The organism is Marinobacterium sp. YM272 (genome assembly GCF_050908845.1).
GTDB lineage: Bacteria > Pseudomonadota > Gammaproteobacteria > Pseudomonadales > Balneatricaceae > Marinobacterium_D.
In genome coordinates this window covers 812,894-837,500 of sequence record NZ_CP194171.1, presented here as the reverse complement: position 1 = coordinate 837,500, position 24,607 = coordinate 812,894, and the positions used below count along the sequence as shown (strand labels likewise).

The 24,607-nt window shown below is 60.5% G+C and carries 21 protein-coding genes; 13 read left to right on the top strand and 8 right to left on the bottom strand.

What is annotated here, in order from left to right:
* Nucleotides 1-224: 224 nt before the first annotated feature.
* Nucleotides 225-1,517 (bottom strand): tyrosine--tRNA ligase, encoded by a 1,293-nt coding sequence (tyrS, locus tag ACQUQP_RS03935; RefSeq protein ID WP_432697512.1) that lies wholly within the window; start codon nucleotides 1,515-1,517, stop codon nucleotides 225-227.
* A 204-nt stretch (nucleotides 1,518-1,721) separates the two neighbouring features.
* Here tyrS and ACQUQP_RS03930 point away from each other — a divergent pair, with 204 nt between their 5' ends.
* Both ACQUQP_RS03930 and ACQUQP_RS03925 read left to right on the top strand, forming a co-directional pair.
* Nucleotides 1,722-3,131 (top strand): OapA family protein, encoded by a 1,410-nt coding sequence (locus tag ACQUQP_RS03930; RefSeq protein ID WP_432697511.1) that lies wholly within the window; start codon nucleotides 1,722-1,724, stop codon nucleotides 3,129-3,131.
* 1 nt (nucleotide 3,132) lies between these two features.
* On the top strand, nucleotides 3,133-4,233 hold the full coding sequence (locus tag ACQUQP_RS03925; protein ID WP_432697510.1) for an anhydro-N-acetylmuramic acid kinase: 1,101 nt from the start codon (nucleotides 3,133-3,135) through the stop codon (nucleotides 4,231-4,233).
* A 91-nt stretch (nucleotides 4,234-4,324) separates the two neighbouring features.
* Here the strand turns inward: ACQUQP_RS03925 and erpA are convergent, their stop codons facing one another.
* A complete protein-coding gene (erpA, locus tag ACQUQP_RS03920) occupies nucleotides 4,325-4,672 on the bottom strand; it encodes an iron-sulfur cluster insertion protein ErpA (RefSeq protein WP_432697509.1) in 348 nt (115 codons plus the stop codon).
* A gap of 62 nt (nucleotides 4,673-4,734) precedes the next feature.
* Nucleotides 4,735-5,769, bottom strand: coding sequence for an N-acetyl-gamma-glutamyl-phosphate reductase (gene argC, locus ACQUQP_RS03915; protein ID WP_432697508.1), 1,035 nt, complete (start codon nucleotides 5,767-5,769; stop codon nucleotides 4,735-4,737).
* A 136-nt stretch (nucleotides 5,770-5,905) separates the two neighbouring features.
* Here argC and ACQUQP_RS03910 point away from each other — a divergent pair, with 136 nt between their 5' ends.
* Genes ACQUQP_RS03910 through ACQUQP_RS03895 form a run of 4 tightly spaced genes read left to right on the top strand, consistent with a single transcriptional unit; the run spans nucleotide 5,906 to nucleotide 10,185 of the window.
* The gene (locus tag ACQUQP_RS03910; RefSeq protein ID WP_432697507.1) at nucleotides 5,906-7,621 is read left to right on the top strand and encodes a chloride channel protein; all 1,716 of its coding nucleotides are present in this window, start codon (nucleotides 5,906-5,908) and stop codon (nucleotides 7,619-7,621) included.
* Entirely contained in the window at nucleotides 7,618-8,247 is a 630-nt protein-coding gene (gene thiE / locus ACQUQP_RS03905; protein ID WP_432697506.1) for a thiamine phosphate synthase, read from the top strand. The genes ACQUQP_RS03910 and thiE overlap by 4 nt, the downstream gene beginning before the upstream one ends.
* Before the next feature lie 40 nt (nucleotides 8,248-8,287).
* Complete coding sequence (gene hemL, locus ACQUQP_RS03900) at nucleotides 8,288-9,568, top strand: glutamate-1-semialdehyde 2,1-aminomutase (protein ID WP_432697505.1); 1,281 nt, start codon at nucleotides 8,288-8,290, stop codon at nucleotides 9,566-9,568.
* The gene (locus ACQUQP_RS03895) at nucleotides 9,565-10,185 is read left to right on the top strand and encodes a hypothetical protein (protein WP_432697504.1); all 621 of its coding nucleotides are present in this window, start codon (nucleotides 9,565-9,567) and stop codon (nucleotides 10,183-10,185) included. Before hemL ends, ACQUQP_RS03895 begins: the two co-directional genes overlap by 4 nt.
* Here the strand turns inward: ACQUQP_RS03895 and ACQUQP_RS03890 are convergent.
* Together ACQUQP_RS03890 and mrcB are read right to left on the bottom strand one after the other, a co-directional pair.
* Entirely contained in the window at nucleotides 10,179-10,760 is a 582-nt protein-coding gene (locus ACQUQP_RS03890) for a tetratricopeptide repeat protein (protein ID WP_432697503.1), read from the bottom strand. The two genes, ACQUQP_RS03895 and ACQUQP_RS03890, sit on opposite strands and share 7 nt — an antisense overlap.
* 25 nt (nucleotides 10,761-10,785) lie before the next feature.
* A complete protein-coding gene (gene mrcB, locus ACQUQP_RS03885) occupies nucleotides 10,786-13,113 on the bottom strand; it encodes a penicillin-binding protein 1B (protein WP_432697502.1) in 2,328 nt (775 codons plus the stop codon).
* A gap of 42 nt (nucleotides 13,114-13,155) precedes the next feature.
* Here mrcB and ACQUQP_RS03880 point away from each other — a divergent pair, with 42 nt between their 5' ends.
* Nucleotides 13,156-14,682 carry an AAA family ATPase gene (locus ACQUQP_RS03880; RefSeq protein ID WP_432697501.1) on the top strand — a complete coding sequence of 509 codons (1,527 nt, stop codon included), beginning with the start codon at nucleotides 13,156-13,158 and terminating at the stop codon, nucleotides 14,680-14,682.
* Nucleotides 14,683-14,695: 13 nt separating this feature from the next.
* On the opposite strand, the gene ACQUQP_RS03875 is transcribed toward ACQUQP_RS03880, so the two are convergent.
* Both ACQUQP_RS03875 and ACQUQP_RS03870 read right to left on the bottom strand, forming a co-directional pair.
* Complete coding sequence (locus tag ACQUQP_RS03875; RefSeq protein WP_432697500.1) at nucleotides 14,696-15,463, bottom strand: heme ABC transporter ATP-binding protein; 768 nt, start codon at nucleotides 15,461-15,463, stop codon at nucleotides 14,696-14,698.
* The gene (locus tag ACQUQP_RS03870; RefSeq protein ID WP_432697499.1) at nucleotides 15,456-16,472 is read right to left on the bottom strand and encodes a FecCD family ABC transporter permease; all 1,017 of its coding nucleotides are present in this window, start codon (nucleotides 16,470-16,472) and stop codon (nucleotides 15,456-15,458) included. Before ACQUQP_RS03870 ends, ACQUQP_RS03875 begins: the two co-directional genes overlap by 8 nt.
* Nucleotides 16,473-16,545: 73 nt before the next feature.
* On the opposite strand from ACQUQP_RS03870, the gene ACQUQP_RS03865 reads away from it, so the two are divergent.
* Nucleotides 16,546-16,863 (top strand): Rieske (2Fe-2S) protein, encoded by a 318-nt coding sequence (locus ACQUQP_RS03865; RefSeq protein WP_432697498.1) that lies wholly within the window; start codon nucleotides 16,546-16,548, stop codon nucleotides 16,861-16,863.
* A gap of 195 nt (nucleotides 16,864-17,058) precedes the next feature.
* Here the strand turns inward: ACQUQP_RS03865 and ACQUQP_RS03860 are convergent, their stop codons facing one another.
* Nucleotides 17,059-18,225, bottom strand: a complete 1,167-nt coding sequence (locus ACQUQP_RS03860; RefSeq protein WP_432697497.1) for a pyridoxal phosphate-dependent aminotransferase — start codon at nucleotides 18,223-18,225, stop codon at nucleotides 17,059-17,061.
* A 267-nt stretch (nucleotides 18,226-18,492) separates the two neighbouring features.
* Here ACQUQP_RS03860 and dksA point away from each other — a divergent pair, with 267 nt between their 5' ends.
* Genes dksA through ACQUQP_RS03835 form a run of 5 tightly spaced genes read left to right on the top strand, consistent with a single transcriptional unit; the run spans nucleotide 18,493 to nucleotide 24,382 of the window.
* On the top strand, nucleotides 18,493-18,924 hold the full coding sequence (dksA, locus tag ACQUQP_RS03855) for an RNA polymerase-binding protein DksA (RefSeq protein WP_432697496.1): 432 nt from the start codon (nucleotides 18,493-18,495) through the stop codon (nucleotides 18,922-18,924).
* Between the two features lie 60 nt (nucleotides 18,925-18,984).
* Nucleotides 18,985-19,875 (top strand): tRNA glutamyl-Q(34) synthetase GluQRS, encoded by an 891-nt coding sequence (gene gluQRS / locus ACQUQP_RS03850; RefSeq protein ID WP_432697495.1) that lies wholly within the window; start codon nucleotides 18,985-18,987, stop codon nucleotides 19,873-19,875.
* Nucleotides 19,876-20,049, top strand: coding sequence for a hypothetical protein (locus ACQUQP_RS03845; RefSeq protein ID WP_432697494.1), 174 nt, complete (start codon nucleotides 19,876-19,878; stop codon nucleotides 20,047-20,049).
* On the top strand, nucleotides 20,039-22,951 hold the full coding sequence (locus ACQUQP_RS03840) for an ATP-binding protein (protein WP_432697493.1): 2,913 nt from the start codon (nucleotides 20,039-20,041) through the stop codon (nucleotides 22,949-22,951). Before ACQUQP_RS03845 ends, ACQUQP_RS03840 begins: the two co-directional genes overlap by 11 nt.
* Nucleotides 22,952-22,987: 36 nt before the next feature.
* Nucleotides 22,988-24,382 carry a sigma-54-dependent transcriptional regulator gene (locus tag ACQUQP_RS03835; RefSeq protein ID WP_432697492.1) on the top strand — a complete coding sequence of 465 codons (1,395 nt, stop codon included), beginning with the start codon at nucleotides 22,988-22,990 and terminating at the stop codon, nucleotides 24,380-24,382.
* The last annotated feature ends 225 nt before the right edge of the window (nucleotides 24,383-24,607 follow it).

The following is a 24,607-nucleotide window of genomic DNA, read 5'->3' as shown; positions in this document are numbered from 1 at the left end:
TCAAGCGTTTATTTTCGCTTTTCACTGCGATTTTCGAACCGGCGAATTTCTGAAAACAGATAAGAAATTCAAGTGGTTGGAAAACCGCCTCGCTTGGTCGTCCTCAACCCCGAAGGGCGTGTCGTCTCAAGCGAGGTGGCGTATTCTACTGAGATCTGAGGCGCCGTCAACAGCCTTTTTGAAAAATATTTCAAAAAGGCCTGGGCGCCATTTCACACCGCCTTTCAGATATAGAAAAGGTGATGTTTCTTCTTACCCAGTTTCACCAGGAAGTAACGACCAAAGCGGGCATTGCCCTCACTGAACAGTGACGCGGTGTCCATGTTCTGTTCCTTGGAGCAGCTCTGTTCGTTGATCAGAACCGCGCTACGCTGCAGCGCATCCTTCACCTGCTTGCCGTTGGTCGCAACACCCGCTTCTACCAGCAGGGAGGTCAGCGGCAGTTCAGCCAGAGACTCCGGCAGCTGCGAAGCAGGCAGACCGTCCAGCTGCAACTGGGCGTAATCGTTTGCATCCAGCGCCGAATGATCCCCGGAGAACAGTGCTTCAGTGATACGGCGCGCAGCTTCCAGTGCATCCTCACCGTGTACCAGACGTGTTGCCTCTTCCGCCAGGATACGCTGAGCCTCGGGACGGCCTTCACGCGCTTTATCTGCCGCTTCGATCTCATCAACGCGTTCCACATCCAGGAAGGTGAAGAACTTGAGGAAACGGTACACATCCGCATCCGGCGTCTGCAGCCAGAACTGATAGAAGGCGTACGGCGAGGTTTTCTTCGGATCCAGCCATACCGCACCACCTTCGGTCTTACCGAACTTGGTGCCGTCAGACTTGGTGATCAGCGGCAACGTCAGCGCGTGCACCGATTTACCGTTCATGCGACGGACCAGCTCGATACCGCCGGTGATATTACCCCACTGGTCGGAGCCACCGATCTGGAGTGAGCAGCCGTACTGCTCGTTGAGCTTCTGGTAGTCGTAGGATTGCAGGATCTGGTAGGTGAACTCGGTGAACGAGATCCCCTCGCCGTCACGATCAACACGCTGCTTGACCGATTCTTTGGCGATCATCTTGTTGACGGTGAAGTGCTTGCCGATATCACGCAGGAAGCTGAGCACATCCACATTGGAGGTCCAGTCAAAGTTGTTCGCCAGAATCGCGCCGCCGTCTTCATCGAACTCGATAAACTGACTGATCTGACGTTTCAGACAGTCACTCCACTGCTGAACCACTTCAGCGGAGTTCAGTTGACGCTCCTGCGCCTTGAAACTCGGATCCCCAATCAGCCCCGTGGCGCCACCGACGAGTGCGATCGGGCGGTGGCCGTAGTCCTGGAAACGCTTGAGCATCAACAGCGGCACAAGATGGCCGAGGTGCAGGCTGTCAGCAGTCGGATCGAAACCACAATAAAGCGTCACGGGTCCTGATTCGAGATGCTCCACCAGCTCCTCTTCGCTGGTAGTCTGCGCGATCAAACCACGCGCCTTGAGGTCTTCAATCAGATTCCGCTTACTCATATCTGCCTTCTATCGCAAGTTTCGGTTTCGAAAAACAAGTCGCGCATTTTAGCGCTGCCCCTTGACCCAGACAAATAAACTGCACTGAAAATGTTCAAGAAATCACCAGAGAGGCAGATAAAACTAAAAGGAACTTATATATAATCGCCAGACTCTCTGTTTCAGTTTTAAGTATCTGTACCTATTTTTACCTCAGGTGACATCGTGATCCGTAAAGCCTCAAGATTTGTTCTAACCCTGCCCAAAGTTCACCTCGCCGCTGCCAGCATCTGTACCGCCATTATCACCACCACGTTCTCGCTGCTTCCTTCTGAAGATGTGGAGGCGACTCGCAGCACGCTGACACTGGTCTCGCCGGAACAGAAAGCCGACACCGGCACCCCAGCCGATGAGCCACTGCAGCTTGCCAACATCAGCACGACCGGCAGCACAAGCCAGGATCAGATCGATACAAGCCAGGCCGTGGAAGCAGCCATCGCTCAACCCGCTCCCAAGATCGAAAACTGGATCGATTACGAGGTACGCAGCGGTGACAGCCTAACCTCCCTGTTCAAACGCGCAGGCCTCTCCGCCCGCGATGTTTACCAGATCAGCGAAGCAACCAAGGAGTCCGGCGTACTTTCCCGCCTGTTTCCCGGCCAGACCCTCTCTTTCCTGATCGAGGGCGGCGAACTGCAGAAGCTGCGCCTGGTGCAGGACCGTCTGAACAGCGTCGAGTTGCACAGGACCGCCGAGGGCTACGAAACCGTACAGATCAGCCTGGAGCCCGAGATCGAAAGCCGGATTGTCAGCGGCACGATCAACAACTCCCTGTTTGTCGACGCCGAGCGCGCTGGGCTTTCCAGCAGCACGATCATGCAGATGGCACAGATTCTCGGCTGGGATGTGGATTTCGCCCTCGACATTCGTAAAGGCGATCACTTCCGGGTGCTGTTTGAAGAGAAGTTTCTCGATAACGAGAAGATTGGCGAAGGTGACATCCTCGCCGTTGAATTCATCAACGACGGTCGTACCGTCCAGGCGGTCCGCTACACCGACAGCAACGGCGACAGCAATTACTACACCCCTGACGGCATGAGCATGCGTAAAGCCTTTCTCCGCTCACCGGTGGATTTCCGTCGCATCAGCTCCAATTTCAACCCGGAGCGCTTCCACCCGGTGCTGGGTAAGAAGCGTCCTCATCGCGGTACCGACTATGCGGCAAAGACAGGTACACCGATCAAGGCGGCCGGCGACGGCAAAATCATCTGGCGCGGCACCAAGGGTGGCTACGGAAGAACCATCATCGTCCAGCATGGCGGCAACATTACTACCCTCTATGCTCACATGAATGGTTATAAATCAGGGCTGTCCAACGGCTCCCGTGTCAAACAGGGCCAGGTCATCGGCTACGTCGGCATGTCCGGCACCGCAACCGGCCCGCACCTGCACTACGAATTCCGTCTCAACGGTGTGCACAAAAACCCGGTTACCGTGGACCTTCCCCACGCCAACCCGGTTGCCAATTCCGAGCTGGCCAGATTCACCCAAGAGGCCGGTCAGCTGATGGCGATGCTGAACAACGGTGAAACCGAACTGGCTTTAGCCGAACCTTCACAGACAGCAGCCAACTAAGATGGCTTTTTATCTCGGCCTGATGTCCGGCACCAGCGTCGACGCTGTCGATGCGGTGCTGGCCCGCTTCGATCCGGGGTTCGAACTCATCGCCACCCAAAGCACGCCGATTCCCGACGCGCTCAAACAGCTGATTCTTGAATTGGCAGGCGGTGCTGAGGACTCAATAGATCGGCTGGGCAGGCTCGATATCGCACTGGCTGACCTGTTTGCCGACGCCGCCAACCAACTGATCGACAGACAGGGCATCGCGCGCAGTGAAATCGCCGCCATTGGCAGTCACGGCCAGACCATCCGTCATCGCCCGGAACTGGGATTCACCCTGCAGATCGGCGATCCGAGCCGTATCGCCGAGCGCACCGGAATAAAGACGATCGCCGACTTCCGGCGCCGGGATATGGCGGCCGGTGGCCAGGGGGCTCCCCTGGTACCCGCTTTTCACCGCTCGCTGTTCCACTCGCCCGATAAAGATCGCGTCATCATCAATATCGGCGGCATGGCCAACCTGACAAGCCTCCCTCGCGACTCACAAAAAGCGACTCTGGGCTTCGACACGGGCCCCGGCAATGTACTGATGGATGAGTGGATCAATCTGCACCACTCCCTGCCTTACGATGCGGATGGTCAATGGAGCGCCAGCGGCCAGGCTATCGAGCCACTATTGGAAAAGCTGCTCGACGAACCCTTTTTCCGGCAGCCTGCGCCAAAAAGCACCGGCCGTGAGCTATTCAGCCTGCAGTGGCTCAGGCAGCATCTGCAGACCCGCACGGAAAAAACCCGCCCCGAAGACGTGCAGACAACGCTGGCTGAGCTGACGGCCCGTTCGATCTGCGACGCGGTGAACTCGCTGAAACTCGACAGCCCCGAGCTCTACATCTGCGGCGGCGGAGCACACAACCGGGATCTGATGCAACGCATCTGCACTCATGCAAATAGCCCAATGGTCAGTTCAACCAGTGTTCTGGGTCTGGATCCGGACTGGGTCGAGGCGGTCGCCTTCGCCTGGCTGGCCTGGCGCACGGACAGCGGACTCAACGGCAACCTGCCATCCGTCACCGGCGCCAGCGGAGAGAGAATCCTGGGTGCGATCTATCCTGCCTGAGCAGCATCTATCGGAACATTAAGGGAAGATATTCGGTGCCGGAAGAGACAGCCGGCACCGACAGGGCAAAGACGCCTGGATCGACGCAGAGTCAGATCGAGAAGGAAGATCCGCAACCGCAGGTTGTGGTCGCGTTGGGGTTGTTGACCACAAACTGAGAGCCCTGCAGCCCTTCCTTGTAGTCAACGACGGAGCCCGCCAGATACTGGAAGCTCATCGGATCAACCAGCAGCGTCACGCCATTCTTGACGATCTCGGTATCGTCATCCGCCTTTTCTTCATCAAAGGTGAAGCCGTAGGAAAAGCCCGCACAGCCCCCGCCGGTGATATAAACACGCAGCTTGAGGTTATCGTTCTGTTCCTCGTCGATAAGCCCTTTGACTTTGGCCGCTGCGGCTTCAGTAAAATCCAACAGCGTATCCTGTACGTTTTCGCTCATATGACTCAAAGCCCTCCGGTTGAGGCTGAATTCTCCCTTATACCGACTGTTTTAGTCAAGTATTAAGGCATCAGCCCAACCAGCTTGAGTCCTTTGTCCTCCTCCAGCCCGAACATGATGTTCATGACCTGGATCGCCTGACCGGAAGCGCCCTTGACCAGGTTGTCGATCACCGACAGCACGACCACGGTATCGTCGTCCTGCGGACGATGAACACTGATACGACAGAAGTTGGAGCCTTTGACACTGCGTGTTTCCGGATGGCTGCCGGCCGGCATCACATCGACAAACGGCTCGTTGGCGTAGCGCTCCTCAAACAGCTCCTGCAGACCCGGGTCGACCGGATCTTTCAGCACCGAGTAGAGCGTGGAGTGAATACCCCGGATCATCGGCGTCAGGTGCGGCACAAATGTAAGCCCAACCGGACGGCCTGCGGCATTGCTGAGCCCCTGACGGATCTCCGGCAGATGGCGGTGACCTGAGGCACCATAGGCCTTCATACTCTCGCTGGTTTCGCACAGCAGCGTACCTACGTTGGCACCGCGGCCAGCACCGCTGACACCGGATTTGCAGTCGGCAATCAGGCGGCGGTGATCCACCAGCCCCTGCTCCAGCAGCGGCAGGTAACCCAGCTGTGTAGCTGTCGGGTAACAGCCGGCACAGGCCACCAACTGCGCGTCTGCGATGGCGCTGCGGTTTACTTCCGGCAGGCCGTAGACGGCTTTTTCAACCAGGTCCGGGCAGGTATGCTCCAGCTTGTACCATTTTTCCCAGAGTGGCACATCCTTGATGCGGAAGTCGGCGCCGAGATCGATAATGCGAACGCCGCGATCGATCAGCTCCGGAGCCATCGACATGGCGACCCCGTGCGGGGTGGCGAAAAACACCACATCACAGGCAGCCAAACGCTCCACGTCCGGTACGGTAAATGCCAGGTCATAGTGACCTCGCAGGTTAGGGAACATGTCAGCGACGCGCACGCCCTCTTCAGAACGCGATGTAATAACCTCGACCCGGACTTCCGGGTGGTTCGCCAGAAGACGCAGCAGTTCAACACCTGTGTATCCTGTGCCGCCAACAATGCCTACCTTGACCACACTAACCTCTCAATAGTTTTTCAGACCTGTTAATCTTAGCTTCTGCCCCCGACATCAAGGATAGATCGGCGCAGAGAATCTATCATACTGACACAGCAGTTCATTGACTATCGAATGCGCATAGAGACCCAGCCATATGCCGTGGCTTGATCGTTTCCGGCAACGCCTGTCCCACTTCGACGCCCTGCCCCAGCTGGTTGTGCTGGGCATTCTCTCAGGCCTGTGTACCGGTCTGGTTATCCTGCTGTTCCGGCTTGCCATCGAGCTGCCCCAGCATTGGCTCCTGCCGTCGGGCATCAGCGAACAGTTCGAGTCCCTGAGCCTGTGGCAGCGTTTCTGCTATCCGCTGGCCGGCAGCCTGATACTGGTTGCCCTGTTCCTGAGCCTGCCGCCCGCGGCCCGCTCCGTTGGCATACCGCACCTGCTCGTGCGGCTTAACTACCACCAGGGCAAGTTGTCCTTCACCAACCTGCTGACCCAATTTATTGGCGGTACGGTTGCGTTGGGGAGCGGCCATAGCGTGGGACGTGAGGGACCGGCCGTCTACCTGGGCGCCAGCTGCAGCAGCCTGATCGGCCAATGGATGAAGCTGCCCAACAACACCCTGCGCATCCTGATCGGCTGCGGCAGCGCCGCTTCCATCGCCGCCGTTTTCAACACGCCACTGGCCGGTGTCATTTTCGCGATGGAAGTGATCCTGCTCGAATACAGCATCCTCGGTTTCATACCGGTCATCGTTGCCGCTGTGGTGGCCGACGTACTGATTCAGATCACCCTGGGACGTGTGGATGACCTGCGCCTGCCCATTCTGCCCCATGACACCCTGCATGACCTGCCGATGCTGTTACTGCTGGGCCTCGGCATAGGCCTGGTGGCTGCGGCGTTTATCGCCACCCTGCAGCAGACGCAGCGGCTGCGCCGTGTTCCCCTGCCGGTCAGGCTGATGTTTGCCGGCGCGCTGGCCGGCGTCATCTCGATGGCGGTTCCGCAGGTCATGGGCACCGGTTATGACAGTATCGAAGGTGTGTTCGATAACCCCAACAACCTGGAGTTCCTGCTTCTGCTGCTGGTGTGCAAAACACTGCTGACCCCTTTCGCCATCAGCATGGGTGTCCCGGGCGGGATCATCGGGCCCTCACTAGTGATAGGCGCCATCGCCGGCGCCCTGCTGGCAGGAACGGCACGCCACCTGGGACTGGATATATCCACGGACCTGTTTGCCATTATCGGCATGGGGTCAATGATGGGCGCCATCCTGAACGCCCCGCTGGCGGCGCTGATCGCTCTACTGGAGCTGACCGACAACTCTGCCATCATCCTGCCGGGGATGCTGGCTATCGTTGTCAGCAACCTGACCCTGCGCTCGCTGTTCAAACGCCCCTCCGCTTTTCAGGCGATGCTGCAGGCTCAGGGGCTCGACATCAGCCAGGCGCCGTTGGCCCAGGCGCTTTCACGCGCAGCCGTGGGCAGCCTGATGGATCGCAACCTGCTGGCAACCCCGGCCCGGGCATCTGTCGACTCCATCAACAGGCTGCTTGAAGAATCACCGCATTGGCTTTTGGTTGAACAGGAGGAGGATAAAGCCCTGCTGCCACCGGGCGATGCACGGCGCTGGCTGGAGAAAAATGCCAACGCAGAAGCCGCAGCAAGCGAGCTGGATCTGATGCAGATTCCGGCCAGCCGCCAGGAGGCGGTGAGCATCTATTCGCGCTCGACCCTGCTCGAAGCCTGGGAGCTGATGGCCTCCCGCGGTGTTTCGGCCCTGCTGGTAGTCAGCAACCAGGAGCGCCCCCTCGGCGTTATCAGCCGCGGCCAGATCGAAGAATTCTACAACCACAAACAAGCACTATGACAACACTATCCCAAGGCCTGTACGGCATTACCGACTCTACCCTGATGCCCGATGACCAAAGCCTGCTGCAGTACGTCGAAAAAGCGCTGCAGGGTGGCACCCGCCTGATCCAGTATCGCGACAAATCCGATGATGCCGGCAAACGGCTGCGCCAGGCCAAAGCGCTGGCTGCACTTTGCCGGCAGTACCAGGTCCCGCTGCTGATCAACGATGATATCCAGCTGGCCCTGACATCAGGGGCAGATGGCGTACACCTGGGCCAGGAAGATGGCTCTCTGGCCGACGCCCGGGCAACACTCGGACCTGAAGCGATTATCGGCATCACCTGCCACGACCGCCTGGATCTGGCCCTGGCCGCAGACAGAGCGGGCGCGGACTACGTTGCTTTCGGCGCCTTTTTCCCCTCCAAAACCAAGCCCGGTGCAACGCCTGCACCGCTGAGTCTGCTACAGGAAGCCCGGCAACAGCTGAACTGCCCGATAGTGGCGATTGGCGGTCTCAGTGTGGATAATGCCAGCCAGGTAATTTCCGCGGGTGCTGACCTTGTGGCCGTGGTCCATGCGCTATTTGCCCAGGACGATATCCAGGCCCGCGCACAGGCGTTTTCAGGCCTGTTTGCTCACTGAATTCAAGTTTCACCCATTCAAGATTTAAGGAAGGCAGTTCATGTCAGGTTCCGAAGCTCTGTTCAAGGCCGCCCAGGCCCATATCCCCGGTGGTGTTAACTCTCCGGTCCGTGCGTTCAAGGGCGTTGGCGGCACCCCGGTTTTCTTTAAAAAGGGCGAAGGCGCCTACCTGATCGACGAGGACGACAAGCAATATATCGACTACGTCGGCTCCTGGGGCCCGATGATCCTGGGTCACAACTTCCCGCCGGTGATGGACGCGGTGCGTTCTGCGCTGGACAACGGTCTGGGCTTTGGCGCGCCCACCGCCATCGAGACCGAGATGGCCGACAAGGTCTGCGAGATCATGCCCTCGATCGAGATGGTGCGTATGGTCAGCTCCGGTACCGAAGCCACCATGAGCGCTATCCGTCTTGCCCGCGGCTACACCGGCCGTGACAAGATCGTCAAATTCGAAGGCTGCTACCACGGCCACTCTGATTCGTTGCTGGTCAAGGCAGGTTCCGGCGCGCTGACGCTGGGCGAGCCTAACTCTCCGGGAGTGCCCGCCTCCCTGGCCGAACACACGCTGACGCTGGAATTCAACAACCTGGACAACGTGCGTGAAGCCTTTGCCGCGGTCGGCGAGCAGGTCGCCTGTATTATCGTCGAGCCGGTGGCCGGCAACATGAACTGCATCCCGCCGCAGCCCGGTTTCCTCGAAGGCCTGCGCGAGATCTGTGACGAGTACGGCACCGTACTGATTTTCGACGAGGTGATGACCGGCTTCCGCGTCGCCCTCGGCGGCGCTCAGGCGCTCTATAACGTCAAGCCCGACCTTACCACCCTCGGCAAGGTGATCGGCGGCGGTCTGCCGGTGGGCGCTTTCGGTGGCAAGAAGGAGATCATGTCCCATATCGCGCCGCTGGGCCCTGTTTACCAGGCCGGTACCCTGTCCGGTAACCCGCTGGCCATGGCCGCCGGCCTTGCCATGCTCAACGCCCTGTGCGAAGGCGATGTGCACGAATCACTGAGCGCCAAGGCGGAGTACCTGACCCAGGGGCTGGAAGTGATTGCGGCACGCCATGACGTCCCGTTCACCACCAACTGCGTCGGCGGCATGTTTGGCCTGTTCTTCACCGACAAGTCCGAAGTGACCGACTTCAAGGGCGCCACCGCCTGCAATACCGAAGCCTTCGGCCGCTTCTTCCACGCCATGCTGGATCAGGGCATTTACCTGGCGCCTTCCGCATTTGAAGCGGGCTTCATCTCCGATGCCCTCACCGAAGCGGACCTGGATGCCACGCTGGCCGCCGCCGACAAGGCGTTCGCCGCACTGTGAGCATCACAACTCTGGTAGCGGACGCAGCACTGCTGGCTGCAGCAGCCGGCAGCGCCCTGTGGTCCAACAACGCGCGCCAGCAGGATGCTCCCCACAGCGTTCTGCTGGGTGCCTGGTCCCTGAGCTCACTGTTTGTTCTGCTCGCGGTCGTTGCCACCTGGCTGCCCGGTGAAAGTACAGACATGGATACCCTGCGCCGGCTTGGCGTGAACCTGGGTATCTATGCGGGGATGCCGATGCTGGCAACGGCTGTCTATGCGCTGGGCAAGCGGCTGTTCTGGAGCGCTGCCGGCTGGGGCCGGCTGCTGCTGGGCTTTTTTGCCCTGTTCGAGCTGAACCGCCAGCTGGGCTATGGCCAGGAGTACACCAATGTACTCGGTGCGGCGACAGCCATCGGCGTGTTCTCCGGCGCGCTGTTCCTTGGCAACACCAGGGCCCGGTTGTTCTGTGCGGCCTCTGCCCTGCTCCTGGCCGCAGCCATGGCATTCACCGGCAACCTGCCGCTGCCGCTGGCACCCCAGCCGACACTGTTCAGCCTGCTCGCGGCCCTGGGGCTTGGTCTGCTGACGCTTGCTGCCCGATTGGAACTGGTAACGCTGAACCAGCCGTCTCAGTAACGGCTGGCCTTCTGCTGCGCTTCGCGGGCGCCGGCACTGTCGCCGGCGTCACTGCGGATCAGTGCGATCAGACTCCACAGACGACGCAGCTCAGCGGGCTGGCCGCCGGCCACGTTCACCCCTTTCAACGCCACCTGTTCTGCCTGCAGAAACTGCCCCAGCCGGCGCTGCACATCGGCCAGCTGGTAGTACACCTGCGGGTCCCGCGGCGAAATCCGCAGCGCCCGTTCAAGCTGGTTCTGTGCCGAACGCAGATCACCGCCACTGGTATTCTGCTGGGCGGAGTCCAGCAGGGCGACCACCGCGGCATTGCGCGGCTGCTGGGTCGGTGCCTGAATCGCCTCGCTGCCTGCATCCGGCAGTTCTTCACGCTGCTGGCGGAACACCGGCACCTCATCGATAGGCTGCACGGTCACACCCGGACTGGGATCAACCGGCTGCACGCTGCCCGGCGGTGGCGGTGTGCTGACTGAACGGGAGTCACTGCGATCCTCCACCGGCGTGCGGTAGGGGTTGGGGCCGGCACAACCGGCCAGCACAACAGAGACAGCCAACGCCGATGCGATCTTTTTCATATCCTCGCCCTTAATTCATCCTGTTTCATTGGAACCAGCCGCGGAACCAGTCCAGCGGGTTGCCTGCTCCCCTTCTCTGGCCGCAGTCTACGCTCTGTTGCGGCTCAGTCCCAGCCAGGAACGGCAACTGCCGGGAGCCTTCGCAGCGCTGGTCAGACAGCAAGCCGGTTGCCTCATCCACCCAGGCATACTCCACACCCTCCGGACGGGAGGCGTAGAACGGCTCCGGTCTCTCGCGGCGCATATAGTCGGTCCAGACCCGCAGCGCACCGCCGGAGCCGGTAAACGGCAGGCTGGCATTGTCATCACGCCCCACCCAGACAACCGCCAGACGGTTGCCGGTAAAGCCTGCAAACCAGCTGTCACGCTGACCATTGGAGGTCCCGGTTTTGCCGGCGATATTAAGGTTCTGCGGCAGCACGGAATAGGCGTAACGGGCGGTACCCTCACGGGCGACCTCCTGCATCGCATACTGGATCAGGTGCACCAGACCGGGATCCACCTCCTGGCGCAGCTTAAACGGGTAACGTGACAACTCCTCGCCCTCGGCATTAGTCACAGAGCGGATCGCCCTCAGTGGCACCCGGAAACCGTTGGCCGCCAGCGTCTGGTACACACCAGCCACCTCCAGCGCGGACAGCCCCTGGGCGCCGAGCAGCAGCGACGGATAGGGCTTGAGCTCTTTCTCTACCCCCAGGCGCTCGAGCATATCCACCACCTTCTCGACACCGACATTCAACCCCAGCTGGGCCGTAGCCTGGTTGTAGGAGCGCGACAGGGCATAGTGCAGCGGTACCTGGCCATGGCTTTTGTTATCGAAGTTATCCGGCGCCCAGACATCCCCATTGGGTAACTCCAGCTTGAACGCCTCGTCGTCAATCTGGGAGGCCAGGGTATAGCCCTGCTCCAGCGCGGTCAGGTAGACCGCCGGTTTGACCAGGGAGCCGATGGGACGATCCGCATCCAGCGCGCGGTTGAAGCCCTCGTAACGGCTCTGACGCCCGCCGATCACCGACAGGATCTCGCCGGTCTGCGGGTCGGCGACGACCATGCTGCTTTCCAGCTCGTCTGCCGGCAGTCCATAGCGGTTTTCCAGTGTGGTCAGCGTCTCCTGCTGAGAGCGCTCTGCCCGCGCCTGCACCAGCGGGTCCAGCGCCGTGAACACCCGCAACCCCTCGGAGCTCAGGTCCTCATCGCGGTATTCCTGCTGCAGCTGTCGCTTCACCAGATCCAGGTAGGCCGGGTAGGCCCCTTTGCGCAGGCCGCCCTTTTTCACCACGCCCAGCGGTTCATTGATCGCCGCCTGGTAATCCACCTCTGCCAGCTGGCCCTGATCACGCAGCAGACGCAGCACCAGGTTGCGCCGCTCCAACGCGCGTTCCGGATGACGCCGCGGGTCAAAATAGGAGGGTCCCTTCACCAGCCCAGCCAGCAGCGCCGACTGAGCCAGGCTCAACTCGCCCACCGGACGTCCGAAATAGTACTGGCTGCCCATGCCGAAACCGTGAATGGCGCGGGCGCCTGACTGACCCAGGTAGACCTCGTTAAGATAGGCCTCGAGAATCTCATCCTTGCTGTAGTGCAGGTCGAGCAGCATCGCCATCGGCATCTCGAGGAGCTTGCGCGCCAGGGTGCGATCGGCGGTGAGATAGAAGTTCTTGATCAGCTGCTGCGTCAGGGTACTGCCGCCCTGCACAAAGCGCCCGGCGCGCGCATTGACCCACATTGCACGGGCAATGCCGCGCAGCGAGATACCGTGGTGGCTGTAATAATCCCTGTCCTCAACCGCGATCAGGGCAGCAGGCAACATGGGCGGCACATCCTCCAGGCGCACCAGGTCCCTGTCCTCATTATCCTTGGGATAGATACCGCCGATCAGGATCGGCTCCAGTCGCACCAGTGACAGGGAGCGCCCGCTTTCATTGCGGATGCGGCTCAAACCACCCGAGTTGAAATCCAGCTGCAGCGTTTTCGAGGTTTCAAAACCGTCGGGAAAAGGAAATCCGCGTGTAACCAGCTGCACCGAATTGCCGGACCACTGCAGCGTTCCCGGTCGATTCGGGTTGGCCTGCGACTGGTAGCCCAGTCCCTGGAGTTCGATGCGAAAGTCCTCGGCGCTCAACGCCTGTCCCGGATAAAGCTCCAGCGGCCTCGCATAGACCTTGGCCGGCAACGCCCAGCGCTTGCCTTCAAACTTGGCCCGGACCTGAGCATCGAGATAGATCAACCCCGCCGCGGCAACCACCGTCAGCACGAGCATCAGCTTGAGCAGCGGGCCGAGCAGCTTTCTCAACCAGGAACGGGAGGCCTTGCGACTGCGGGGGGACTTGCGGCTATTTCTCTTTTTACTCATCGTGTCAGTATAATCCTGAGCTTTATCGACTGAATGCGCGCCATGGTACCAGAACTGATCGAACGCTTGCGCCTGCCGGAGCAGTACCCCCACCCGGTCTCGGAGATCGAGGTGATAGAGACCCATATCTCCTGGCTGCTGCTCACCGGCGACTACGCATACAAGATCAAGAAGCCGGTCAATTTCGGTTTTCTCGATTTCACCACCCTCGAGCAGAGACGCTACTGCTGCGAGGAAGAGCTGCGTCTGAACCAGCGCCTGGCGCCCGATATCTACGAAGCGGTGATCCCGATCAGCGGCAGCGAATCGGCCCCTCTGCTGGGCGACGCTTCCGCGCCGATCGAGTACGCCGTACGCATGCGCCAGTTCGAGTCCGGCCAGCGCCTGGACCAGCTACTGCAGCGTCACCAGTTCCAGGCGGAATGGATCGATGTGCTCGCGGCCCAGATTGCCGACTTCCACCAGCGGATACCGATCGTCGGCCAGGACAGTCCCTGGGGTGAGGCGGATGCGATCGCCGGTGCCGTCTTTGACAACTATGCCCATCTGGACAAATCCCGGCTTTCCGCCGAGGACATCGCCCTGCTGGAGAAGCTGGAAAACTTCACCCGGCAGCGCTTTGAAGCCCTCAAGGACACCCTTGCCGCACGCAAACGCCAGGGTCACATCCGCGAGTGCCACGGCGACCTGCATCTGGGCAACATTACGCTCTATCACAATCACCTGCGCCTGTTCGATTGCATCGAGTTCAATCTGCAGTTCCGCTGGATAGACACCATCTGCGACCTGGCGTTCCTGCTGATGGACCTGGAAGCGAACGGTCAGTTCCGCTGGGCCAACCGTTGTCTGAACCGCTACCTTGAGCTGAGCGGTGATTATGACGGCCTGGTACTGCTTAATTTTTACAAGGCGTACCGGTCGATGGTGCGCGCCAAGGTGGCGATGCTAGGGGATAACCCGGATATAGACACCTTCCGGCATTACCTGCATCTGACCGAGTGCTACTGCACCCCCAAGCCACCGATTCTGCTGCTGATGTACGGCGTCAGCGGCAGCGGCAAAAGCTACCTCAGCAAGCGCCTATTTGAGGCGATGGGTGCTATCCGGATCCGCTCAGACGTGGAGCGCAAGCGGATCTATCGCGAAGCCTCCCGCAGCGAGAGGCTGGACCTGTACGGGTCGGACATGAACCTGCGCACCTTCAACCATCTGCTCGACAGCACCCGCTGCATGTTGCGGGCCGGTATCAGCGTAGTGGTCGATGCCACATTTATTCGTCTGCGCGCACGCACCCTGTTCCGCCAGATGGCCGAAAAGGAGCAGGTGGATCTAAGAATCATCAGCTGCCATTGTGACCAGAACCTGATCGAGGCGCGGTTGAAACGACGTGCAGAAGAGGGCTCAGACCCGTCCGATGCCGATGTGGAGATAATGCTGCGCCAGCAGGAACTGCTGCACCCGATCACCGCCGAAGAGAGCCTGGTCACGCTGGATGTGGACACCCGCGATGACGAGGCGATCGAGCAGCTGCTGGCCCAGCTGCGCGGCCAGAAACTGCTCGCCGACTGAAGCACTTAAAGCGCTAAAGCCTGCCGGTGCTGCTGAACAGCACCTGTCCGCCGGATGTTTCGTAGCGCTCGATACGCACGTCGTAAAGCGCGGACAGGGTCTCGGTGCTCATCACCCCTGCGCAGCTTCCCTGGGCCACCAGCGCGCCCTCGCGCATCAGGATCACCCGGTCGGCATAGGCGGCGGCCAGATTCAGGTCATGCAGCACGATAAAGATCGCATAGCCCTCTGCGGCCAGCTCCCTGAGCAGCGTCAGCGCCTGATGCTGGTGTTTGAGATCCAGCGCGGTCAACGGCTCATCCAGCAGAATCACCGACGGCTCACAACCACGCTGGGTCAGCACCCGCGCCAGCTGGACTCTCTGCGCCTCACCGCCGGACAGGCTCAGGTAACTGCGTTCCAGCAGATGGTCAATATCCAGTGCCACAGCCAGCTGCTCAATGCGCCGCCCGAGCTCCGGCCGGGAAAGATCCAGCGGGTAACCACCCATGGCGATCACCTCCCGCACCTGAAAGGCGAAATCCAGCGGCTGACTCTGCAGCATCACCGCAAGATGCCGGGCACGCTCTGCCAGGCTGTAGCTGTTCAGCGCACGTCCCTGAAGTTGTATCTCGCCCAGGTGCGGATTCAGCAGGCCACTGAGCAGCGCCATTAACGTAGATTTGCCGGACCCATTGGGACCGAGCACCACATGGATAGACCCCGACTCCAGCCTGAGATCAAGCTTTTCTATGCGCCGCGAGCCACCTGCATCGAACGCCAGGGAACGGGCCTCAAGCATGGCCGCCTCCCCGCTTCATGCGGTACAGCAATACAAACAGGAAGAACGGACCACCGACCAGGGCGGTAAGAATCCCCACCGGCAACTCGGCGGGGCTGGCCAGCATCCGCGACAGCAGATCGGCAAGGCCGAGGAAAAACGCACCGAGCAGCGCCGAGTGCGGCAGCAGGTGACGGTTATCGGGTCCACAAAGCAGGCGGACCAGGTGCGGCACGATCAGGCCAACAAAGCTGATCAGGCCGCCGAAGGCCACCACGGCCCCAACCCCCAGCGCACAGAGCACAACCAGGCGCCGCTGCAACTGGGCCACATTCACCCCCAGAAGCTGGGCCTGGGAGACGCCGAGCAGCAGCAGGTTCAGCTCCCGCCCTTCCCGCGCCAGCAACATCAACACCGGAAAGGCCACCAGCATCAGCACAATCACCGGCATCCAGCCCTGAACACCGAAATTGCCCATCAACCAGAAACTGGCCTGACGCAGGGTCAACTCGTCCGAGAGATACTTGAGAGCCCCTATCCCCGCCAGCGCAATGGCGTTGATTGCCATGCCGGTCAGCAGCAACGTGGTCACCGAGACACCGGCCAGGGAACGGGACAGGCGCACCACCAGCCAGGTGCTGGCCAAACCGCCAATAAACGCAGACAGGGGCATCGCCAGCGATGCCAGCCGGTGCTGCAGCAGCCAGCCACCGGCAAACACCATCAGCGTCACCACCGCCAGCGCAGCGCCGGCAGAGACGCCGATCAACGAGGGATCAGCCAGCGGGTTGCGAAACAGTGCCTGGGCGGCCGCGCCGGTGGCAGCCAGCAGAGCCCCGGCCAGCAGGGTCAACAGAAGACGCGGCAAACGCAGTTGATAAAGCACCCTTCCCTGATCACTGTCGGGCGCCAGCCAGGCGCGACTGTCGATCTCCAGGGCACCGTAGTTGAGCGTTGTCAGAGCAAGCAGGACCAGCGCCAGAAGCAAAAGCAGCCTGAACAACACCGGTGACTGGCTAATACTGGGCAAATGAAACTCTCCGGCCGTAAAATCAGGAGGTTAGTATACGACAGACCAATAACCGCAACGAACGGGAAAGCCAATGCTGGAGATCTGCGCGCTGAATGACCTGCCCGATGGCGAGGGCCGGGGCTTCGATATCGAACTTGAGGCCCTGCTTCTGATCCGCCGCGGCGAGCAGGTCTTTGCCTATCGCAACAACTGCCCCCACCGCGGCATCCGCCTGGAGTGGCAGCCGGATCAGTTTCTCGATTATGAGAAGCAGTATATCCAGTGCTCCACCCATGGCGCCCTGTTCACTATTGACGAGGGCGAGTGTATCGCTGGCCCCTGCCCCGGCGAGAAGCTGGATGCGCTGCGCTGCCGGGTCGAGGACGGCCGAGTCTTCGTCGCCCTTTAACAGGATCTAGAAAAGCGTTTTCGAGGCAGTCGAGGCAAGGCAAAACAGGCGAAAAAGCGGAGTTTAGTACACTAAATGAGCATATTACTCGCTCCGCTCGCCCCTGTGGGGCCGCACTAAAGTGCGTTCAGGCAAAGCCTGTGAGCCTGTATTTAACGCAGCATTCGGCAACGCAGATAGCTTTTCAACATCCTGTTAGCGCGCGCCGCGCTTCGCCAGCCTCTCCAGCGCCAGCTCGATACGACCAAGCCCGGTGGTATAGGAGAAGCGCACGTATCGCTCGGCATCGAAGCGGGAAAAATCCGCCCCTGGCGTGGCCGCTACCCTGTCCTCTTCCAGCAGCGACCAGCACCAGTCGAAGCTGTTATCGGTCAGGTGACTGGCATCGGCATACACATAAAACGCCCCTTCCGGCGGGCGGGCGATACCAAAGCCAAGATCACGCAGACCGGAAACCAGCAGGTCCCGGCGTTTGCCAAACTCGGCCCGGCGCTGCTCGAACAGCGCGATCGACTCCGGCTCGAAGCAGGCCTGCGCGGCATGCTGAGAGAGGGTCGGCGGCGAGATAAACAGATTCTGCGCCATCTTCTCCATCTCGGCCACGGCATCGGCCGGACCCACCAGCCAGCCCAGGCGCCAGCCGGTCATACCGAAGTATTTGGAAAAGCTGTTCATGACGATGACATCGTCATCCAGCGCCAGCGCGGTCTGGGCATCGAAGCCGTAGGTCAGGCCGTGATACAGCTCATCGACAATCAGCTCACCACCCAGCTCGCGCACCACGGCGGCGATTTTGGCCAGTTCATCCGGCGGCACCACGGCGCCGGTAGGATTAGCCGGCGAGGCCAGCAGTACCCCGGCGGTATCAGACTGCCAGTGCTCACGCACCAGTTCCGCCGTGAGCTGGAAATTGGTCGACTCATCCACGCGAACGCGCTGCGCCCTCGCTTCCACCAACCGCAAAAACTGCGGGTTACATGGGTAACCGGGATCGGCCATCATGAAGCTTTTGTGTTTTTCCGCCAGCAACGCAAACGCCAGTAGCAACCCGCCCGAGGCGCCGGCCGTCACCAGCACACGTTCGGGGCCGATCTCCACGCCATAGCGCTCGGCGTAAAAGCGGGCGATGCGTTCGCGCAGCGGTGCGATGCCGCCCGCCGGGGTGTACTGGATTGAGCCATGATCAAGCAGCCGGTGTGCCGCTTCCTTCACCGCCGGGGCGGCGCCGAAGTCCGGCTCACCCACCTCCATATGCACCACGTCGAGTCCCTGCTCATCCAGCTCCCGGGCCCGCTTGAGCAGATCCATCACCTTGAACGAGTCGATCGCCCGCGCTCTAGCACTCCAGTTGTCGCCACTCACCATACACCTCCAGTCAATCAGGCACGGAGTATAACCCGCCACAACAGCGACCGAGGAACCACGAAGGTCGAATTCACTTTTAACCGGGATTGATGAAGCCGGTCAGTAAAGTGCGCAAAACGGCTGATCAGGTCTAGCCTAAAGGGAAGGCTTCTGGTAATTTCACCGGCTTTTGAGACGCCGCGCAATGCGGTTTCCCTTATCAGGATCAAGGCCCGGCACCGGGAATGCCCCGTAGATACCGGCCCTAGATGTGAGGCTGCGCCAATGCCAAATACAACCGAATCACAGTTCACGCACTTCGAACCTTATCCGCTTGATACCGGTGAGGAGTACATGAACGAAGCGCAGAAAGATCACTTCCGCGCCATTCTGCAAAACTGGAAACACCAGTTGATGGAGGAAGTCGACAGCACCATTACGCATCTCAAGGAAGAAGCTTCGAACTTTGCTGACCCGAGCGACCGCGCCAGTCAGGAAGAAGAGTTCAGTCTCGAATTGAGAACGCGTGACCGCGAGCGCAAACTGATCCGCAAGATCGACGAAGCGATGGAACGGATCGACGAAGACGACTACGGCTTCTGCGACGCCTGTGGCGTCGAGATCGGCATCCGTCGCCTGGAGGCGCGCCCGACCGCTACTCTCTGCATCGACTGCAAGACGCTGGCCGAGATCAAAGAGAAACAGCTCGGCGGCTGATCCCAGGCGGGGATCGAAGTTCGCTTCGGTCCCCGTATCTATCAGGAGGAAACGGCAACCTTGAGCTGCACAGGTCGTTTCGCGCCCTCACCCACAGGTCCCCTCCATTTCGGCTCTCTGCTGGCCGCGCTGGCCAGTTATCTGGATATCCGCGCCCAGGGCGGTCGCTGGCTGGTACGTATCGAAGACCTGGACCCGCCCCGCGAAATGCCCGGCGCCAGCAAACTGATCCTCGAAACCCTTGAACAGTTCCAGCTGCACTGGGACGGCAGCGTCGTCTACCAGAGCCAGCGCCACGCACTCTATCAACAGGCTATTGACGCACTGCTCGACAAACAGCTCGCCTACCCTTGTCAGTGCAGCCGCAAACAGATGCAGCAGCGCGGGGCCCTGCAAGCTTATGATGGCTACTGCCGTTTCCATCCGCCGGCAGCCGGCGCTCAAACCTCGGTGCGGGCGATCTACCCCGACCGCACGCTGAGCTTTAATGACCGCATTCAGGGTGAGAGGATCTATCCCGCCGATCCCGGACGGGGCGACTTCGTTATTTTCCGCCGCGACGGTTTCTTCGCCTATCAACTGGCAGTGATCGTGGACGACGAGGAACAGGGTGTCGACCAGGTGGTCCGCGGTGCCGACCTGATCGACGAAACGCCGCGCCAGCAGGTTCTGCAGCAACACCTGGGCTACCACACGCCGAGCTATGCCCATATCCCGGTACTCACCAACCACGAGGGCCAGAAGCTCAGCAAACAGACCTTCGCCGAGCCGCTGTCGCTCGAGCCTCTGCAGATCCGTCAGCAACTGCACCGTGCCCTGGCACTGCTTGGCCAGCGCCCGCCGGCTGATGCTTTCGAGCTGTCACCCGAGGCACTGCTAAGCTGGGCGGTCAGGCACTGGTCTCTGGACCGGGTGCCCCGGGGTCTGACATTCGTACAGGAGACAGGCTGAATGTATACGCACCGGTTGCTGCTTCTGCTGACACTGATTACAGCCCTGCTGGCACCGGGGCTGCTGGATCTCTGGCTGTTCAGCCAGGGCCCCTGGTATCAGCCCTTCCTGATCTGGGCGGGCCTGTGTATTCTGACCCTTCTGATTGAACAGTGGCATCGACATGAACTTTGAACTGCCACAACTTCTGCTGCTCTGCTTCGGCTACCTGCTCTGCCTCTTCGGCGCAGCCTACCTGGCCGAACGCAGACGGCTGCCACAGCGACTGATTCATCACCCCCTGGTCCACGCCCTGTCGTTCGGCGTCTATACCAGCGCCTGGACCTTTTACGGCAACTTCACCCTGGCCGCCAATTCCGGCTATGTGTATCTGGCGCCCTACCTGGGGGCAGCAGCCACGTTCATGCTGACGCCGGTCATCCTCATGCCCATTTTGAGGATCACCAGCACCTATCAACTCTCCTCCCTGGCTGACCTGTTCGCCTTCCGCTTCCGCAGTGGGCGGGTCGGTGTATTGACCACCCTGGCCCTGATTTTTGCCAGCATGCCGCTGATCTCGATCCAGATTCAGGCGGTATCGGACTCGCTCTATCACCTCAATGACAATATCAGCCGCCATCAGATCGCTGCGGTGTTCTGTGCCCTCATCGCTATCTTCGCGATTCTGTTTGGTGCCCGTCGCGCCTCGCTGCGAAACAGCCACAGCGGACTGGTCGCTGCCCTCGCCATTCAATCGCTGATTAAACTGGCCGCCCTGCTGACCCTGGCCGCGTTCGCGTTCTTTGGTGTCTTCGACGGCCCCTGGGGGCTGGCCGCCTGGCTGCAGGCGGTGCCATCAGTCACCGAAGCGATGCAGCACCCGGAGAACAGAGATAACTGGCAGGTGATGGTGCTGGCTTTTGCCGGCGCCGCGGTGGTCATGCCGCACATGTTCCACCTGGCCTTCACGGAAAACGTCTCCTCGGAAAGCCTGTACAAGGCGACCTGGGTGATGCCCCTGCTATTGCTTCTGTTCGCCATCTGCGTACCGCCGATTCTCTGGGCCAACCTGGCCACCGGCGGGCTGGGCGGCGATGCCAAGTTTTCGGTCCTGCTGCTTGGCGAGGCGCTGAATCAGCCCTGGCTGACACTGGTTGCGCTGCTTGGCGGTCTGTCCGCCGCCAGCGGGCTGATGATTGTCGCGGCGGTCGCGCTCGCCTCGATGATGCAGAACCACCTGGTGCTGCCATTACTCAAACGTCCCGAGCAGACCCGCTTCTACACCTGGCTGCTTTGGCTGCGCCGCTTCCTGATCGTCTTTCTGATCTTCAGCTGCTACCTGTTCTACGTTGCGTTCGGGGAGCGTTTTTCCCTGCACCAGCTCGGTTTCCTGGGCCTGATCGCCTTTGTCCAGTTCCTGCCGGGGCTGCTGGCGACGCTGTACTGGCCGGGGGCGAGCCGAAACGGTTTCCTGATGGGACTGGCCGGCGGCCTGGGAGTCTGGCTGTTTGCCCTGACACTGCCGCTGCACCGCGACCTGTTCCTGCTCGATCTCCCAGGCGGCAGTGACGAGGACTGGAACCTGGTCACGCTGTTTTCCCTGCTGCTGAACCTGGGACTGATGCTTCTCGGTTCGGTGCTGTTTCCCGGCAAGGAGGCTGAGCGCCAGAGCGCCAACGCCTGCGTACTCAACGGTCTGAAGCGTCCCCTCGGCGCCAGTGCCGCAGCGGGCCAGCCAGAAGACCTGCAGTCACAGATCGAGCCCCGCGTGGGCCCGGAAACCGCCCGACGGGAGATCAACCGCGCCCGTGCCGAGCTGAACCTGCCGACCGGTGATCTGCGCCCCCTCGATATGCTGCGCCTGCGCAGCCAGCTGGAATACAACCTCTCCGGCCTGCTCGGCCCGGTGGAAGCCTCGTCGATACTGAACACCCAGACGCAGCAGTCCGCCAGCGGTTTCCGCGCCCGCGAGATCCACCTGATGGAGAAACAGCTGGAGCGCTATGACGCCAGGCTGTCCGGGCTTGCCGCCGAGCTGGACCAGCTGCGACGCTACCACCGCCTGACGCTGCAGCGCCTGCCCATCGGCGCCTGTACCCTGGACAGTGAACTGCGGATCCAGTTCTGGAACAGCGAACTGGCCGAATATACCGGGGTCGATGACGAAAGCTGTATCGGTGCCCGCCTGGCCACTCTGCCCCCGCCCTGGGGCGAGTTACTCTGTGACTTTGCGATTGGTGAGAGTCATCACAAAGCCGCGCTGCAGGTAGAGCTGGACGGTATCCCTCGCTGGTTCACTCTGCACAAGGCGTCTCTGGACAACCCGACCACCGGCGGCATGGTCCTGCTGGTCGAGGACGAAACCGAGCACCAGATGATCGCGAAAAACCTGGCACATCAGGAACGCCTGGCATCGATCGGGCAATTTGCCGCCGGCGTCGCCCATGAAATCGGCAACCCGGTCACCGGTATCGCCTGTCTGGCGCAAAACCTGAAGCTCGAAACGGACAACCGCGAGATCCTCACGACAGGGAATCAGATCGTCGAGCAGACCGAGCGGATCAGCCGGATCGTTCAGTCCCTGGTGCGCTTTGCCCATACCGGTCAACACCAGAGCAGCGGGGAGCACCTGCCGACTGTTCTGCACGATATTGCCGCCGATGCGATCCGTCTGGTACAACTCGACAGCCGAACCCGACAGCAGCGTTTCAGCCTCCGGGTGCCCAGTGACCTGGTCATCCTCGCCGATCCGCAACAGATACTGCAGGTGTTTATCAACCTGCTCAACAACGCCAGCGACGCGTCCCCGGACGATGGCGAGATTGTTATCGAAGCGGCGGCCGAGACCAACCGTGTGCGGCTGACGGTGACCGACAACGGCAGCGGTATCGCCGACGCGGATATGAGCCGGCTGTTCGAACCGTTTTTCACCACCAAGGACCCTGGCCGGGGCACCGGGCTCGGTTTATCTTTGGTCTACAATATTATTACCGAGCACTATGGTAGTATCGAACTCTTCAGCCCCGCCAATAAGAAACAGAACAATGGCACTCAGGTAGTGATAACCTTACCCCGGTACACTGGGAGCCTTTCCTGACCCGTACCGCAAGAGAGAAGCAAGGGTCCAAGCCACATGAGCCGAATTCTGATTGTTGAGGATGAATCGATCATCCGCTCAGCACTCAAGCGCTTACTCGAAAAAAATAACTACAACGTGAGTGACGCTGCATCCGTCGCCGAAGCGACCGAACAATTCCAGCTGTCCGATTTTGACCTGATCATCAGCGACCTGCGTCTGCCCGGCGCCAGCGGCACGGATATGATCGAACTGGCCCGTCCTGTGCCGGTGCTGATCATGACCAGCTATGCCAGCCTGCGCTCCGCTGTGGATGCCATGAAACTGGGCGCCGTGGACTATATCGCCAAGCCGTTCGACCACGATGATATGCTGGCCACGGTGCACGAAGTGCTTAGCCGTGGCGGTACCGCCCAGGTGGAGCCTGGCAACGACAATGACGCCGAGGCCGAGCAGCAGACCGAGATCATCGGTCAGTGCCAGCCGATGCAGGAACTCTTCAAACGGATCAGCAAGGTCGCGCGCACCGATGCCACCGTATTGATTCTCGGCGAGTCCGGCACCGGTAAAGAGCTGGCCGCTCGCGCCATCCACGAGCAGAGCGATCGTGCCGGCAAAGCGATGATCTGCGTAAACTGCGCGGCGATCCCGGACACCCTGATCGAATCGGAGCTGTTTGGTCATGAGAAAGGCGCCTTTACCGGCGCTAACGCCAGCCGCAGCGGCCTGATCGAATCCGCCGACGGCGGTACGCTGTTTCTCGATGAGATAGGCGAGCTGCCGTTGGAAGCCCAGGCGCGCCTGCTGCGTTTCCTGCAGGAGGGTGAGATCCGCCGCGTCGGCGCGGTGCAGCCACGCCAGGTCAATGTCAGACTGATCGCCGCGACCCATCGCGACCTTAAAAACCTGGCCAAGGTTGGCGAGTTTCGTGAAGACCTTTACTACCGGCTTTACGTCATGGAGCTGCGCATGCCGCCGCTGCGCGAGCGTGGCGAGGATATTATCGAGCTGGCGGAGCGCTTCCTGCAGAGCCAGGCACGCAAACTGGATGCCGGTTCGCTGTCGCTGAGCCCCGCCGCCCGGGACGTAATGCTGAGTTATCACTGGCCCGGCAACGTGCGTGAGCTTGAGAACGCCATCGAGCGCGCGGTCATCCTGGCCGATGGCGCACAGATCACACCGGAGCTCCTGGGCCTGGATACGGACCACCTGTCCTTGAGTGCACTGGAAAGTAACTATGAACAGCGCATCCCCGAGACCGTAACCTCCGACAGCAGCAGTAACCGCCGTGCCCGCACCGACCTGTCACTGGACGATTACTTTCAGCGCTTCGTACTGGAAAACCAGGACCAGATGAGCGAAACCGAACTGGCGCGAACGCTGGGTGTGAGCCGCAAATGTCTGTGGGAACGTCGACAGAAACTGGGTATCCCACGCCGACCAAAGAAGTAACACTTATGGAGGCCAGGGTAACACTTGAGTAGTGTTACCCTTCTACACATACCGCACTGCAACAAACGTGATTCACGGTAACACATGCAGGTAACACATCCGGGTAACACTGCGTCACCCAACCAATAAAAAATAATAAATCTTTTTAGTTCAATAACTTACAAAAACTGGCACAGCATCTGCTTTGTATAAGAGCAGAACAACAACAACGACGACCAGTGACGG

Coding starts and splice junctions, on each gene's coding strand:
- erpA (WP_432697509.1), bottom strand. CDS start 4,672: ATGAGCGAAAACGTACAGGATACGCTGTTGGATTTTACTGAAGCCGCA.
- ACQUQP_RS03875 (WP_432697500.1), bottom strand. CDS start 15,463: ATGCTTGAGGCCCGTTCCCTGGCGTTCGATGCAGGTGGCTCGCGGCGC.
- ACQUQP_RS03880 (WP_432697501.1), top strand. CDS start 13,156: ATGGTACCAGAACTGATCGAACGCTTGCGCCTGCCGGAGCAGTACCCC.
- ACQUQP_RS03845 (WP_432697494.1), top strand. CDS start 19,876: ATGTATACGCACCGGTTGCTGCTTCTGCTGACACTGATTACAGCCCTG.
- tyrS (WP_432697512.1), bottom strand. CDS start 1,517: ATGAGTAAGCGGAATCTGATTGAAGACCTCAAGGCGCGTGGTTTGATC.
- dksA (WP_432697496.1), top strand. CDS start 18,493: ATGCCAAATACAACCGAATCACAGTTCACGCACTTCGAACCTTATCCG.
- ACQUQP_RS03835 (WP_432697492.1), top strand. CDS start 22,988: ATGAGCCGAATTCTGATTGTTGAGGATGAATCGATCATCCGCTCAGCA.
- mrcB (WP_432697502.1), bottom strand. CDS start 13,113: ATGAGTAAAAAGAGAAATAGCCGCAAGTCCCCCCGCAGTCGCAAGGCC.
- thiE (WP_432697506.1), top strand. CDS start 7,618: ATGACAACACTATCCCAAGGCCTGTACGGCATTACCGACTCTACCCTG.
- ACQUQP_RS03890 (WP_432697503.1), bottom strand. CDS start 10,760: ATGAAAAAGATCGCATCGGCGTTGGCTGTCTCTGTTGTGCTGGCCGGT.
- ACQUQP_RS03865 (WP_432697498.1), top strand. CDS start 16,546: ATGCTGGAGATCTGCGCGCTGAATGACCTGCCCGATGGCGAGGGCCGG.
- ACQUQP_RS03840 (WP_432697493.1), top strand. CDS start 20,039: ATGAACTTTGAACTGCCACAACTTCTGCTGCTCTGCTTCGGCTACCTG.
- ACQUQP_RS03910 (WP_432697507.1), top strand. CDS start 5,906: ATGCCGTGGCTTGATCGTTTCCGGCAACGCCTGTCCCACTTCGACGCC.
- ACQUQP_RS03925 (WP_432697510.1), top strand. CDS start 3,133: ATGGCTTTTTATCTCGGCCTGATGTCCGGCACCAGCGTCGACGCTGTC.
- hemL (WP_432697505.1), top strand. CDS start 8,288: ATGTCAGGTTCCGAAGCTCTGTTCAAGGCCGCCCAGGCCCATATCCCC.